Annotated in this window: 14 protein-coding genes; 13 read left to right on the top strand and 1 reads right to left on the bottom strand. The window is 40.2% G+C overall.

Annotated features, from left to right (window positions below; translation table 11 throughout):
- The first annotated feature begins 1 nt into the window (after window position 1).
- Genes rsgA through CLV38_RS01060 form a run of 3 tightly spaced genes read left to right on the top strand, consistent with a single transcriptional unit; the run spans window position 2 to window position 2,226 of the window.
- Window positions 2-925, top strand: a complete 924-nt coding sequence (gene rsgA / locus CLV38_RS01070; protein WP_211295387.1) for a ribosome small subunit-dependent GTPase A — start codon at window positions 2-4, stop codon at window positions 923-925.
- A gap of 3 nt (window positions 926-928) precedes the next feature.
- Complete coding sequence (rpe, locus tag CLV38_RS01065) at window positions 929-1,579, top strand: ribulose-phosphate 3-epimerase (RefSeq protein ID WP_106190803.1); 651 nt, start codon at window positions 929-931, stop codon at window positions 1,577-1,579.
- A 2-nt stretch (window positions 1,580-1,581) separates the two neighbouring features.
- Window positions 1,582-2,226 carry a thiamine diphosphokinase gene (locus CLV38_RS01060; protein ID WP_106190386.1) on the top strand — a complete coding sequence of 215 codons (645 nt, stop codon included), beginning with the start codon at window positions 1,582-1,584 and terminating at the stop codon, window positions 2,224-2,226.
- A gap of 64 nt (window positions 2,227-2,290) precedes the next feature.
- Here the strand turns inward: CLV38_RS01060 and rpmB are convergent, their stop codons facing one another.
- Window positions 2,291-2,479, bottom strand: coding sequence for a 50S ribosomal protein L28 (rpmB, locus tag CLV38_RS01055; protein ID WP_106190383.1), 189 nt, complete (start codon window positions 2,477-2,479; stop codon window positions 2,291-2,293).
- A 386-nt stretch (window positions 2,480-2,865) separates the two neighbouring features.
- Between rpmB and CLV38_RS01050 the strand changes: the two genes are divergently transcribed.
- The 10 genes from CLV38_RS01050 to CLV38_RS01005 all read left to right on the top strand — a co-directional run bounded on the left by CLV38_RS01050 (window position 2,866) and on the right by CLV38_RS01005 (window position 14,571).
- Window positions 2,866-3,231, top strand: coding sequence for an Asp23/Gls24 family envelope stress response protein (locus CLV38_RS01050; protein ID WP_106190380.1), 366 nt, complete (start codon window positions 2,866-2,868; stop codon window positions 3,229-3,231).
- 45 nt (window positions 3,232-3,276) lie between these two features.
- Window positions 3,277-4,926 carry a DAK2 domain-containing protein gene (locus tag CLV38_RS01045; RefSeq protein WP_170068777.1) on the top strand — a complete coding sequence of 550 codons (1,650 nt, stop codon included), beginning with the start codon at window positions 3,277-3,279 and terminating at the stop codon, window positions 4,924-4,926.
- An 81-nt stretch (window positions 4,927-5,007) separates the two neighbouring features.
- The gene (recG, locus tag CLV38_RS01040) at window positions 5,008-7,050 is read left to right on the top strand and encodes an ATP-dependent DNA helicase RecG (RefSeq protein ID WP_106190378.1); all 2,043 of its coding nucleotides are present in this window, start codon (window positions 5,008-5,010) and stop codon (window positions 7,048-7,050) included.
- 21 nt (window positions 7,051-7,071) lie between these two features.
- Window positions 7,072-8,073, top strand: a complete 1,002-nt coding sequence (plsX, locus tag CLV38_RS01035) for a phosphate acyltransferase PlsX (protein ID WP_106190375.1) — start codon at window positions 7,072-7,074, stop codon at window positions 8,071-8,073.
- A 169-nt stretch (window positions 8,074-8,242) separates the two neighbouring features.
- A complete protein-coding gene (acpP, locus tag CLV38_RS01030) occupies window positions 8,243-8,482 on the top strand; it encodes an acyl carrier protein (RefSeq protein WP_106190373.1) in 240 nt (79 codons plus the stop codon).
- A 218-nt stretch (window positions 8,483-8,700) separates the two neighbouring features.
- The gene (locus CLV38_RS01025) at window positions 8,701-9,705 is read left to right on the top strand and encodes an ABC transporter ATP-binding protein (protein WP_106190371.1); all 1,005 of its coding nucleotides are present in this window, start codon (window positions 8,701-8,703) and stop codon (window positions 9,703-9,705) included.
- A gap of 1 nt (window position 9,706) precedes the next feature.
- The gene (locus CLV38_RS01020; protein WP_106190369.1) at window positions 9,707-10,699 is read left to right on the top strand and encodes an ATP-binding cassette domain-containing protein; all 993 of its coding nucleotides are present in this window, start codon (window positions 9,707-9,709) and stop codon (window positions 10,697-10,699) included.
- A 2-nt stretch (window positions 10,700-10,701) separates the two neighbouring features.
- Window positions 10,702-11,661: an ABC transporter permease gene (locus CLV38_RS01015; protein ID WP_106190367.1), complete on the top strand. Its 960-nt coding sequence runs from the start codon at window positions 10,702-10,704 to the stop codon at window positions 11,659-11,661.
- Window positions 11,662-11,697: 36 nt separating this feature from the next.
- Complete coding sequence (locus tag CLV38_RS01010) at window positions 11,698-12,645, top strand: ABC transporter permease (RefSeq protein WP_245920512.1); 948 nt, start codon at window positions 11,698-11,700, stop codon at window positions 12,643-12,645.
- 18 nt (window positions 12,646-12,663) lie between these two features.
- Window positions 12,664-14,571, top strand: coding sequence for an oligopeptide ABC transporter substrate-binding protein (locus CLV38_RS01005; protein ID WP_106190365.1), 1,908 nt, complete (start codon window positions 12,664-12,666; stop codon window positions 14,569-14,571).
- Window positions 14,572-14,861 lie beyond the last annotated feature (290 nt).

Below are 14,861 nucleotides of genomic sequence, written 5' to 3'. Positions count from 1 at the left end.
GATGGGATATGTGAAACAGGGACGAATCATAAAAGCACTTAGTGGATTTTACTATATCCAGACTGAAGAAAAACAAGTGTACCAGACAAGACCGCGTGGGATATTCAGAAAACGGAATGAAACGCCACTAGTAGGAGACAAAGTTAAATTTACCTTTGATTCAGTAAAAGAAGGCACTCTAGAAGAAATAAGTCCACGTAAAAATGAGCTGACCCGGCCAACTGTAGCAAATGTGGACATCGGATTTGTCATTATGTCTATAGTAGATCCTGATTTTTCAACATCGTTACTGGACCGTTACCTGGTATCCATAGAACAGTACGATATCCGTCCGATCATTTACATTACTAAAACTGATATCGCTAATGAAGAAGAATACAATAACGTTTCAGCATTAGTTAATCAGTACAGGACCATCGGCTATGAGGTTATCATGCCTGAACGGGAAACAGTGTTGTCACGAGAGGACACACAATTGCTTTTCGGAAAACTGGTCGAGGAAAAACTGGCTGTATTTATGGGTCAGTCAGGCGCAGGGAAGTCGACTTTGCTGAACAAGCTGGATCCTAATCTGGATCTGAAAATTGGGGAAACCTCAAAGTCTTTAGGTCGAGGGCGTCATACAACAAGGCATGTAGAACTTGTCCCGCTTTTAGGCGGCTTGATTGCAGATACCCCAGGCTTTAGTGCCATACAGTTCGATGAATTAGCCGTACAGGACTTGTCTGAGTGTTTCCCGGAGATTTGGGAAACAGGGAAGCAGTGCCGGTTCAGTGGCTGTATTCACCAGAATGAGCCGAATTGTGCAGTTAAAGAAGCTGTGGAGAACCAGCTGATCGCTAAATTCAGGTATACGAACTATTTATCTCTTCTGGACGAAATACAAAACAGAAAACCAAGATATGGTAAGAAGAAAGGAAAGTAAATGATGAAGATAGCACCTTCAATATTAAGCGCTGATTTTGCGGAATTGAAAAACGACATTCATAAAGTGGAAGAAGGAGGAGCAGATTGGATCCATGTCGACACAATGGATGGTCACTTTGTTCCAAACCTGTCTTTTGGCTCTAAAATTGTCAGCGCCATTAGACCCCACACTACTTTACCGATAGATTGCCATTTGATGGTCGAAAATCCTGAACACTATATTGAGGAATTTTCAAAAGCTGGAGCTGATGTGATATCAGTTCATGTAGAAAGTACAAAGCATATCCATAGGGCACTGCAGATGATCAAATCAAACGGAGTGAAAGCGGGAATCGTTATTAACCCCGGGACGCCGGTCTCCATGATTGAAGACAGTTTGCCGATGGTCGATATGGTATTGGTGATGACTGTCAATCCTGGATTCGGGGGACAAACCTTCATACCGGAAACGCTAAAAAAAATCGAACAGCTTGATGCACTGAAAAAGACTCAGCAGCTGACATTCGAGATAGAGGTTGATGGAGGCATTAACGCCGAAACGGCCAAAGCCTGTGCGGACGCCGGTGCAACAGTTTTAGTGGCAGGATCATATGTATATAATGCACCAGATGCAAAAGAGCGTATCCAGAGCTTAAAAGATGCGGTGAACTGACAGTGATCAATACAGTTCACATCATACTGGGATCACCCGAAAACGATGAACTGAAATTCAATCTAATGGATAATGATAGAGTCATCGGGGTGGACCGCGGAGCAGTACTCGTTTTGAACAAGAACAGTCGGCTGGATCTGGCAATAGGCGATTTTGATTCCGTTACTTCTGCTGAATTACAAGATATAAAGGCAAGAGCAAAGGACTTCAGGCAGTTTCAACCTGAAAAAGATGATACAGATGCAGAAATTGCTTTAAAATGGGCAGAAGACCTGTATGACCCTGAAACAATCGTCATACATAACTGGACTGGTGGACGGATGGACCATTTGCTGAATCTTCTGTTTTTTGTGTATCAGCCCAGGTTTGAGAAGCTAATTGAAAAAGTCGTGTTTAAAAATAGCATCAATACGATTCGTTTTTATAAAGAGGGACATTATGTACTGGAGAAGGAAGAAGGAAAGTATTACCTGGCAATTATTGGGATGACAGCTTTGAAGGGTCTGACGATTGAAGATGTGAAGTATCCGGTTGACAAGCTGGATACAGATTATCCCGTCACCCTGGTGAGTAATGAAATAATAGGAGATACCTGTCGAGTATCACTGGATGAGGGACTGTTAGCAGTCATACAAAGTGAAAAATAAACTAAAAAAGAACGGGGGTCAGATTTAAAAAATCAGACCTTACCGTTCTTTTATCGTTTTCGTTTTAAACGCGTTCAACTTTACCTGATTTCAAAGCGCGGGCTGAAACCCAGACTTTTTTAGGTTTACCATCAACCATAATACGAACTTTTTGTAAATTCGCACTGAAGGTACGTTTAGATTTGTTATTAGCGTGAGAGCGATTATTTCCGCTTCTAGCTTTACGTCCAGTTACAAAACATTCTTTAGCCATTTTTTCTCCTCCTTCGTGCTTAGCTCTATCGTTCAAAGCTAACTCATACTTATATAAAGTATCATATTTGAGGTCATGAAGCAAGTGTTTTTTGATAGTTTCAAGGAGTTTTACTTTACAGAGGCATCAGGTACGGGAATCTGAATCGGAAATTAAGAAATAAAAGAAGGATTAGACCTTTAAGACAGAAAAAATCTACAAAAGTAAGTCAGAACAGTGTATACTAGAGTGTAGTATGTATATAAATCGTATCGATATCTTCAAGAGGCAAGCTCTGTAGCAACTTGTCTTTTTTTATGCGCGTCGATATGCTAAAATATGTTTGACTATCAAAGAATACCTTTTAAAAACTCTGAATATATATGGTATAAGAAAGGGGAAAAAGGATGAGTGTACAAATGAATAACGAATTTGGAACGATAGAAATGTCTAGTGATGTGATTTCAACTGTAGTGGGTGGAGCAACTACAGAAATTTTCGGCATAGTGGGAATGGCCAGCCGGAAACATGTGAGAGATGGTATTAATGAAATATTAAATAGAGATAATTATTCCAGAGGCGTAGTGGTTCGTCAAGAAGACGATGGAATTGCAGTGGATGTTTATATCGTAGTCAGTTATGGAACAAAAATAACAGAAGTATCCAAAAATGTTCAGGAACGTGTCAGATACCAGCTGGAACATGATTTGGGTATTGTAGCTGCATCGGTCAATGTATTTGTTCAAGGCGTAAGAGTTCAAAATGATATTTAAGCCAACGTCACAGTAGTCTTTGTGGCAAAGGAGGAATTTGAAAAAGTGGATGTTAAGAGTTTAAAAACAAAAAAGTTTAAAGATATGGTGATTTTGGGTAGAAAACGTCTGGATGAACAAACTGAATATGTCAACTCTCTGAATGTATTCCCAGTGCCGGATGGAGATACAGGTACTAACATGAATCTTTCATTTACAAGTGGAGTCAATTCAGTTAAAGAATCAACAAGCGAAAAAATGGGAGAAACAGCTCAGGCACTCGCTAAAGGACTGCTTATGGGTGCTCGAGGAAACTCAGGAGTGATTTTATCTCAGCTTTTCAGAGGATTCTCAAAAGCAATAGAAGGAAAAGATGAAATAAATGCTCAGGACCTTGCGGAAGCTTTCCAGGGCGGAGTTGATTCTGCATATAATGCAGTTATGAAACCTGTCGAAGGAACGATTCTGACAGTGGCAAGACAATCTGCGAAAGCAGGGATGAAGAAAGCAGAAAGCACGGATAATGTCATCGAAGTCATGGAGACTGTATTAAGTGCTGCTAAAAAATCTCTTAAAAAGACACCTGATCTTCTGCCTATCTTAAAAGAAGTGGGCGTAGTCGACAGTGGAGGTCAAGGATTAGTGTATATATATGAAGGATTCCTTTCTTCCTTGACTGGAGAAGAACCTGTCGAAGAAGAACATGAACTGGCTGAACTGGTCCGCGCTGAGCACCACCGCAGCGGAGTACATGAGCATGTTTCTAGTGAAGATATTCAGTTTGGCTATTGTACTGAAATCATGGTACACATCGGAGAAGGCGAAACAGTTGAAAAAGAGTTCGATTATGACGAGTTTCGTAATTACTTAGATAAAGTGGGCGACTCCCTTCTAGTTGTAGCGGATGATGAAATCATTAAAGTGCATGTGCACACCGAAAAACCTGGAGATGTCATGAACTATGGGCAGAAATTCGGATCGCTTATGAAAATCAAAGTAGATAACATGAGAGAACAGCATTCAGAACTATCTGACAATTCCACTAAAGCAGCAGCTAAAAAAGATTTTGCAGTAGTGGCTATTGCACCAGGTGAAGGCCTGAAAGTGTTATTTGAAAGTTTAGGCGTTGACTGTGTCCTGCAGGGTGGACAAACAATGAATCCGAGTACGGAAGATATCGTGAAAGCAATGGAAAGTGTTCCGGCTGACAACTATATCATTTTACCCAACAATAAAAATATATTCATGGCTGCAGAGCAGGCGGCTCAAGTTATTGAGGCAAATGCAACAGTAGTTGAAACTAAAACGATTCAACAGGGATTAACAGCAATGCTTGGATACAATCCTGCACAGGATCTGGACACCAATAAATCTAGCATGACAGATGAACTCGGTCTCGTAAAATCAGGTCAAGTGACCTTTGCAGTTAGAGACACAGAGATTAACGGCTTGACTATTCGTAAAGATGATTACATGGGCTTGATCGACGGTGAAATAAAAGTAACCGAGTCAGACATGTATAATGTAACGGTCGAAACAATCAGACAAATGATCGATGATGAAAGTGAAATCGTCACACTGCTGGTTGGTGAAGAAGGAACGATGGAAGAAACAGAAAAAATCGGGGCTTTTATTGAAGAAGCGTATTCTGAAATAGAAGTAGAAATTCACGCTGGCGATCAGCCGGTATACCCTTATCTGATTTCTGTGGAATAAGGATTAACTAGAGGAATAGAAGAAACGACTTGTTATTCTGTTGTTTCCTCTATTCCTATTTTTATAGAAAGGAGAGAGCAATTGAATAAAACTATTCAAGACCCTGTCTCCGTCCTGTCAGGTGTAGGAGAAAAAAGAGTAGAAGCCCTTAATGAATTAGGTATTTTCACAGTAGAAAACCTGCTGACCCACTATCCTTTCAGATATGAGGATCTGACGGTCAAAGCCATAGATGAAATTGAGGACAACGAAAAAGTTGTTTTGGAAGGTGTTGCTATTTCTGACGGTGTTGTGTCTCATTTTGGACGAAAGAAAAACAGGCTGACATTTCGAATCAACTGCGACCATGTTATTGTAACCGTCACATTTTTTAACCAGCCTTTCCTTCAAAAACAGATACAAGCCGGAAAAGAACTGAAAATCTTTGGAAAATGGGATGTCAATAGGAAACAGCTCAATGGAATGAAATTATTAGCTGTCAGTGGTGACAATCAGAATTCAGAAGCTATCTATCATACGACCAAGAAAATCAGACAGTCGACATTATTAAAGCTTATCAGGCAGGCATGGGATGGCTATCATTCAGTAATTGACGATACTCTACCAGATCTGCTGCTAAAAGAATTTGATTTGTTGAGTATGGCAGACACCATTTATCACATGCATTTCCCGGAGACGGATGTATTCATGGAAAAGGCACGTTATTCTGTTATATTTAGAGAATTCTTCTATTATCAGCTTAAGCTGGGCTGGCGCAAAAAACAACTGAAAAATGCTCAGTTAGGTAAAAGCCTGAACTATAATGTGGAGGCGTTAAAAGAATTTTTTAGTACGTTGCCCTATGAACTGACAGATGCTCAAAAGAGAGTCGTCAATGAAGTGTGTAAAGACCTAAAATCGCCTAGGCAAATGTTCCGGCTGATTCAGGGCGATGTGGGAAGCGGAAAAACAGTTGTTGCAGCGGCTGCTATACTGGCTGCCAAAACAGATGGAAAACAAACCGCCTTCATGGCGCCAACTGAGATACTGGCTACGCAGCATAAAGAATCACTGGAGGACATGTTTAAATATATAAACATAAAGGTTGCGTTGCTGACCGGGTCCACTAAGAAAAAGGAAAGAGACCGTATTCTGGAAGAACTAGGAGAAGGAACGCTTGACTGTATTGTCGGGACCCATGCTCTGATTCAGGAAGGAGTGAATTATCACTCATTGTCCTTAGTTATCACAGATGAACAGCACCGGTTCGGTGTTAATCAGCGCAAAGCATTGAGAGAAAAAGGGATGCACCCAGATGTATTATTCATGACAGCTACACCAATTCCTCGAACACTCTCCATTACTGCATTTGGTGAAATGGACGTTTCAGTGATTGACGAAATGCCAAAAGGGCGTAAAGCTATCTCGACATACTGGATCAGACCCAAGCATTTTGAGCGGTTGCTGACCTTTGTCAAGAAAGAACTGGACAAACGACACCAGATTTATGTCATCAGTCCCTTGATAGAAGAATCCGAAATGATGGATCTGGAAAATGTAACAGAATTACATGCGACTTATCAGAAGGCTCTGGGGCCTCATGTTAAGGTAGGGCTGCTGCACGGAAAGATGCCTTCTTCAGAAAAAGAAGCAGTAATGGCTGACTTTCAGGAGAACAAGTTGAATGTTCTGGTCTCTACTACAGTTATAGAAGTTGGCGTTAACGTTCCTAATGCGACCTTGATGGTTATTCATGATGCCGACAGGTTTGGTCTGGCTCAACTGCATCAATTGAGAGGCAGAGTAGGGAGAGGCTCTCAGGAATCCTATTGTATCCTTATCGCTAATCCCAAAGGCGAAAAAGGGGCGGAACGAATGAAAATCGTGACTGAAACGACTGATGGATTTGTCTTAAGTGAGAAAGATCTGGAGATGAGAGGTGCTGGAGATATGTTTGGGTTTAAACAGTCCGGTATCCCTGAATTTAAAGTGGCAGATTTAGTTGAAGATGCTCCTATACTGGAAGAGGCCAGGGCACAGGCTATCCTTTTGCTTAACAGTGACTCGTTTTATCAGGAGGATCAGTATCTTAAGCTAAGAGAAGAAATTGGGATCATAATTAATCAGCAACCTATATTAGATTAAAAGAATTAGGAGGAACAAAGAGTGAGAATTGCAGTAGACGCAATGGGTGGAGATCATGCCCCAAAAGAAATAGTAAAAGGCTGTATTAAAGCGGCTAAAGAATTTAAGGATGTTACATTGGTGTTATATGGAAAAGAGGATGCGATCCGGGCTGAACTGACTGAGACATATGAAAATATTGAAATCGTTCACGCTGAAGAAACTATTAAAAGCGATGATGACCCCGTCAGATCAATCAGAAGAAAAAAAGAATCCTCTATGGTAAAAGCGGCTTATTCTGTTAAAAACGGTGAGAATCATGCTCTGTTCTCAGCAGGGAATACTGGAGCGCTGCTAGCTGCTGGGACGCTTATAATAGGGCGTATGAAAGGAATAGATCGACCTGGTCTTCTGGCTACATTTCCATCTCTTTCAAATGAGCGGGCTGTTTTCAATATGATTGATGTTGGCGCAAATTCTGATTCAAAACCATTGAATATCGATCAGTACGCAACACTTGGATCTTATTATTCGAACCATGTTCACGGAGTGTCTAACCCGACAGTCGGGTTATTAAATAACGGGACTGAGGAAAACAAAGGAAGTGAGCTCTCAAAAGCAGCTTACAAATTACTGAAAGAAAATACTGCAATTAACTTTATTGGTAACGTCGAATCACGAGATTTGCTGAATGGAGTAGCTGACGTAATTGTAACCGACGGATTTACTGGAAATGCAGTATTGAAAACAATCGAAGGAACAGCTCTCTCGCTTATGGGCGTGATCAAAAGTGCTATAATGGATAACGGTATCAAATCAAAATTAGGCGGACTGCTACTTAAAGACAGCTTAGGTGATATTAAAAACCTGCTGGATTATTCGAAATATGGTGGTGCTGTACTCTTTGGACTCAAGGCACCAGTGATAAAAACACACGGATCTGCTACTGAAGAACCTGTGTATCACACAATTAAGCAGATTAGAGGAATGTTAGAATCTAATTTGCTGGAAGATCTTATCCAGCATTTCGAAACACGGGATTGATGTACAAAGTGTAACAATAGACTTTATACTGTAATTTTATTTCAAAAAACATGGAAATATTAGTTTGAATGCGATACAATTATCTTTGTGAATCAAATGATATTTTAATAATAGATTAATCTTACTAATGCTATACGAATTTATCTAATTAATAGAGGAGTAGAGAAAAATGAGCGAAAATGAAATTTTTGAAAATGTAAAAAGAATTATTGTAGAGCGTCTGGGAGTAGACGAAGATAAAATTACTCGAGATACTACATTCAAAGACGATCTTGGTGCCGATTCTCTGGACATAGTCGAATTGGTTATGGAAATGGAAGATACGTTTGGTAAAGAAATTTCAGATGAAGATGCTGAACAGATCACTACAGTCGGAAAAGCTGTCGATTATATACAGTCTACCCAATAGTTTAATTTGAACAAATTTTGTCATTGTCAGATTAATTAGAATTAAATTAGAAATACCCCTTGAAAATTTAACTGATTGTTATAAAATTAAAGAATAGTATTGATATGTTAAGAAAACAGGTGTATAATTCGATTTATATTATTAAGCTTTTAATTAGAAATACATGAAAGTTTAATAATCTTCTCAATCAAGAGAAGTAGAGCATAGGAGGTTAAGTAGTGGCCGTCGAACGTAGTTTGTTAGAGGTTAACAACTTAGAAACAGGTTTTAGATTTGGAGACGTTTATCATAATGCTGTTGATGGTGTGTCGTTGACACTGAAAAACAATGAGATTTTAGCAATAGTTGGAGAATCCGGCTGCGGCAAATCAACATTGGCAACTTCAATAATGGGTTTACATGATCATAAAAACACTGAGATTAAAGGAGAAGTATTATATAAAGATTTAAACCTTCTCGATCTAAACGAAAAGTTGTATAACCGTATAAGAGGAAATGACATCGGAATGATTTTTCAGGATCCACTGGGATCACTTAATCCACTGATGACGATTTATAATCAGATATCAGAATCACTTGAATATCATTCAGATTTAAATGAAAATCAGCGTAAAGAAAGAGTACTAGAGTTACTTAACCAGGTTGGTATTCCCAGACCTGAGCAAATCATGAAAGCTTATCCTCATGAATTATCTGGGGGGATGAGACAAAGGGTCGTTATAGCAATTGCGTTGGCTAACAAACCACCGATTATTATTGCTGACGAACCAACAACAGCACTTGATGTGACCATTCAAGCACAGATTCTGGACTTGATGATTGATATCCAGAATGAAACAGGATCTGGAATTATCCTGATCACTCATGATTTAGGGGTTGTTGCAGAAACGGCTGACAGAGTAGCGGTAATGTATGCTGGACAAATAGTTGAAGAAGCTCCGGTGGAAGAATTGTTTGCAAATCCTAAACATCCATATACCCGTTCATTACTTAATTCAATCCCTCACGAACTGGAAAGTGATGATGATGAGCTGCATGTTATACATGGTACAGTTCCTTCATTATCTAAACTGCCAAGAAAAGGCTGCAGATTTGCACCCCGTATTCCTTGGATACCTCAAGAGGCACATGAGGAAAATCCAGTTTTACATGAAGTGAGTCCAAACCACAAAGTGAGATGTACATGCTGGAAGCATTTCCACTTTGAAGGGGAGGAAAAATAGAATGGGATTTATCGAAGTTAAAGATCTAAAAGTTCACTACCCTATACGTGGGGGTGTCTTAAATACAATCCAGGATCATGTTAAAGCAGTAGATGGTGTGAATTTGACTATTGAAAGCGGAAAAACATACGGTCTGGTAGGAGAATCCGGTTCTGGTAAAACAACGATCGGTAAAACGATCATCGGCTTGGAAAAAGCCACATCAGGACAGATTATATATGAAGGACAAGAAGTGACAAACAGAGCAAGAAGCCGTCAAAAGAAATACGCAGCATATAATAAAGATGTTCAAATGATCTTCCAGGATGCGACATCTTCAATGAATCCTAAAAAACGGATATTAGATGTCGTTGCTGAGCCGATGCGTAATTATTTTGACTATACTCCAGATGAGATCAAACGAAAAGTTGTTGATTTGCTTGAGATCGTAGGAATGAACTCAGAAGCTATGTACAAGTATCCACATGAGTTTTCAGGTGGACAGAGACAGAGAATCGGTGTTGCAAGAGCTGTAGCCAGTGATCCTAAACTGATCATTGCAGATGAGCCGACTTCCGCACTTGATTTATCTGTTCAGGCACAGGTACTGAACTTTATGAGACGTATACAAAAAGAATTTAACTTAAGCTATTTATTTATATCTCACGATTTAGGTGTAGTCCAGCATATGTCAGACGACATTGCCATCATGCATAAAGGACGATTTGTTGAGCAAGGGTCAAAATCTGCAATTTACACTAATCCTCAGCATATCTATACAAAACGTTTGCTGTCGGCTATTCCAGATATGGATCCAACGACTAGAGCTGCTCATAAAGTAGAACGCCAGCGTGTTGAAGCTGCTTATGATGCACAGGAAACGAATTATTACGATCCAGATGGAAGAGTGTACGATTTACAGAATTTTGGGGAAAACCATTTGGTTGCTTTAAAACCGGATGAGCCGAACGCCTCTTTACAGAATGAAAACGTACAAACAGGAGGGGAACGTTAAATATGTGGAAGACAATTTTCAGACGTTTGCTATTAATGATTCCTCAAATTATTATTTTAAGCATTCTGATCTTTATTATTGCTGACTTTATGCCTGGTGACCCATTCAGAGGATTAGTTGATCCCAATCTTGACCCGGCGCAACTTGAGATACAGCGCGAAGCATTTGGCTTAAATGATCCATTGCCTGTCAGATACTTTAGATGGGTTGGAGACGCACTTCGAGGGGACTTTGGTCGAAGCTTTAATTACCAGCAGCCAGTTGTTACCGTCATTGGCAGAAGACTTGGCAACACAGTCAGACTTTCAGTAGTGTCGGTCATTTTGACTTATGCAATAGGGTTGCCTTTGGGTATTCTTGCAGGGCGTTACAACGAGTCAGTATTGGACAAAACAATTTTAGTTTATAACTTTGTCAGTTTCGCTGTTCCAGTTTTCGTTTTGGCATTGCTCCTTGTCTGGGTATTTGGATATAATTTAAATTGGTTCCCATCAAGAGGAACAATCAGTATAGGCGCCGATACGACTTGGGAAAGATGGACGAGTATGCTGTATCATCTAATGCTTCCAGCTATCACAACAGCAATTTTAGGAACCACTTCTATCATTCAGTATTTAAGAAGTGAGATAATTGACGCTAAAAATTCTGATTATGTAAAAACAGCCCGTTCTAAGGGTGTACCTATACAAAAGGTCTATACTAAACATATTTTCAGAAATGCATCTTTACCTATCGCATCTGGCTTTGGTTTTACAATTGTAAGTATATTTACCGGGTCCATTTTTATTGAGCAAATCTTTAATTACAGTGGTATGGGATTTTTATTCCTTCAATCAATTCAAACACGTGATTACAGTGTCATCTTTGTATTAGTATTGTTCTATGGTGTTATGGGCTTAATTGGAACTTTACTTTCGGACTTAATTTTGATGGCAGTGGATCCTCGTATTCGAATCGATTAATATAATTTATTTTATAGAAGGGAATGAGTAAATCTTATGGCAACGAATCAAGATGCTGAAGCAGCTGTTTTGTCAGACGATATGGCTGCGTCTTCACCACCAATGGGAATAAAAGTAATTATAAGAGAATTTATGCGAGACAAACTCGCTCTAGCCTCATTAATTTTATTAGTTGTTTTACTAGTAACAATTTTCATCTGGTCATTTTTATTAGATCAGGCACAAGTAACTAACGTCAGCTTATGGGATTCCTATTTACCTCCTATGGCTTTCAGTGAGGATCCTGTTCGTGAAGGCACTCGATTCTTATTGGGAACTGATTCAGCAGGTAGAGATATATTTGGTTTACTTTTAATTGGTGCCAGAAATTCTCTAATGTTAGGCTGGTCAGTTGCCTTAATAACAAGTGCCATCGGGATAGTAGTTGGTATCTTAGCGGCATACTATGCTGGCCTGGTTGATAACATTCTTATGCGGATCATCGACTTTATTATGATCCTTCCGCAGTTGATGATCATTATTATATTTGTAACTATTGTACCTACTTATAATGTGTTTACCTTTGCACTCATATTAATAGTTTTCAACTGGCATGGACAAGCCCGTTTCATTAGGGGCCGAGCTCTGACAGTAGGCCGTTTAGATTTCATCAGTGCCTCCAGAACTATGGGGACACCTTCGATTGTTATTATGCTTCGCGAAATGATGCCTAATATCAGTTCATTGATCATTGTTAACTTGACATTGAACTTTGCAGGCAGTATTGGATTAGAGACTGGGTTAACCTTCCTTGGATTCGGGTTACCAACCGGAACACCAAGTTTGGGAACATTAGTAGCACTTGCCAGAAACCCAGATATTCTGGCAAATAGAGCATGGGTTTGGTTACCGGCTTCAACACTTATTTTAGTGTTGGTGTTGTGTATAAACTACGTCGGTCGCGCGCTTCAACGTTCGGCAGACGCTAAACAAAGATTAGGATAAGAGAAGGGGAGAAAAAATATGTCAAACAAGAAAAAATATAGCATGCTTGCGAGTACTGCTGCTGTAGCGTTTATCTTGGCTGCGTGTGGGAATGGCGATACTGCAGACACGGATAACGGAACAGACGACAACGGGGCTACTGAAGAAGAAGTAGATGTAGACGAAGATGCTGAAGGTAACGGAGATGGCGAAACTGCTGCTGATGGACCTCAACCGATTGAATTCGAAACGCGAGTGGAGAATGAAGGGGAAGCAATCGATGGAGGAACAATGAGTATTGGGTATGTTTCCGATTCTCCATTCACAGGTATATTCAGCTATGAGTTATACTCTGGAAATCCTGATGCAATCGTTATGCAATATACAATGGGTGCATTAGTCGGAACAGATGAGAACTATCAATATGATGATTCTGGAGCTGCCACAGTAGAATTGGATCAAGATACAAACATTGTGACGATTACGCTTCAAGATGGCGTGTTATGGCACGACGGTGAGCAAGTAACAGCTGATGATATCGCGTTCACTCACGAAATCATTGGACACCCTGACTATCCTGGTGTGCGTTACAGTTCTGATATGCAAAGCATCATTGGTATGGAAGCATACAAAAACGGTGAAGCTGACAGCATTGAAGGAATCACAGTGGTTGATGATCTGACGCTTGAGATTGAATATGAATCAGTTGGAGTGCAAATGCTTCAGGCTGGTGGTGGAGTATGGGCATATGCTGCTCCTCGTCACTATCTGGAAGATATTCCAGTTGCAGAATTAGAATCTTCACCTGAAATTCGTGAGAGACCAATCGGATTCGGACCATTCATGGTTGATAATATTGTCCCAGGTGAGTCTGTTTCTTATACAAGATTTGAAGACTATTACCGTGGAACACCAAACATCGAACGTCTTGAATTAGAAACCGTTCCTAGTTCAACAGCTGTAGCAGCAATGGAAAATCATCAGTTTGATGTATTCCTTTCTATGCCAACAGACCAATATGAAAACTTTGAAAATATTCCTGGTTATACTGTAATAGGAAGACCGGAAAACTCATACACTTATATCGGATTTAAATTAGGTGAATGGCAGGGTGCTGTAGAGGATGACGAAGGCAATGTTGTAGAGCCACCTCAAAACGTTCCAAATCCTGATGCAAAAATGGCTGACAAAAACTTGAGACAGGCAATGGCTTATGCTATCGATAATGATGCTGTTGGTGCCCGTTTCTACCAAGGGTTACGTAGCCGTGCTAATTCACCAATCATTCCTAACTTCGCAGACTACTATAACGAAGATCTGGAAGGATACCCAAATGACCCTGACCGCGCAATTGAATTGCTTGATGAAGCTGGATACGAAGATACAAATGGTGATGGATTCCGTGAGACTCCTGAAGGCGAAGAATTAGTTATCAACTTTGCTTCAATGTCAGGTGGAGACGTTGCTGAACCGATTGCTGAGTACTATATGCAGTCATGGAGAAATATTGGACTTAATGTTCAACTTCTTGACGGCCGTTTACATGAGTTCAACTCATTCTATGACCGTGTAGAGGCTGATGATCCTAATATTGATATCTACCAAGGAGCTTGGGGAACAGGTTCTGACCCGACTCCAGATGGATTATATGGTCGTACTGCTCCATTTAACTACACTCGTTGGGCAACAGAAGAAAACGATGAGTATATGGAACAAATGCTTAGTGACCAAGGCTTCGACGTTGAATGGCGTGCTGAAGTATTTAGAGAATGGCAAGAGTACTTCATGGAAGAATTACCTATTATCCCAACATTATTCCGTAATGAAGTTTTCCCAGTTAACAATCGTGTAGGAGCATACGACATCACTGTCGGAGAAGATCCGGATCTTGATGGTGTTGGAATCCACACTTGGTACCTGACTGACGAAGACAGAGCTACTGAATAACAGCAATACCCAGGCAATATAGTTAACTGATAGACTATCTAAATTTTCGCTCATAACATCGCTCAATCGCCTAAAGAGATTCGTTTCTCTTTAGGCGATTTTTTTGTGCGCCCGGCATGGGCGATAACTTGGTGGTGAAAGTCCACTACAGACTTGGCAGTAGGAACTGTTAGCGAAAGACAAGGGTGTCCGCCATGAGGCGGAATCTGAAGGAAGTCGGACGCAAATGCTTGCACTGACGAACAGAAACTTCATACCAAGGCTTAATAGAACGGATGAGCTTGCAAGAC

Source organism: Alkalibacterium olivapovliticus (assembly GCF_003003275.1).
Classification (GTDB): Bacteria; Bacillota; Bacilli; order Lactobacillales; family Carnobacteriaceae_A; genus Alkalibacterium; species Alkalibacterium olivapovliticum.
The sequence above is the reverse complement of the archived record's forward strand: the minus strand, read 5'-3'. Positions and strand labels throughout refer to the sequence as shown.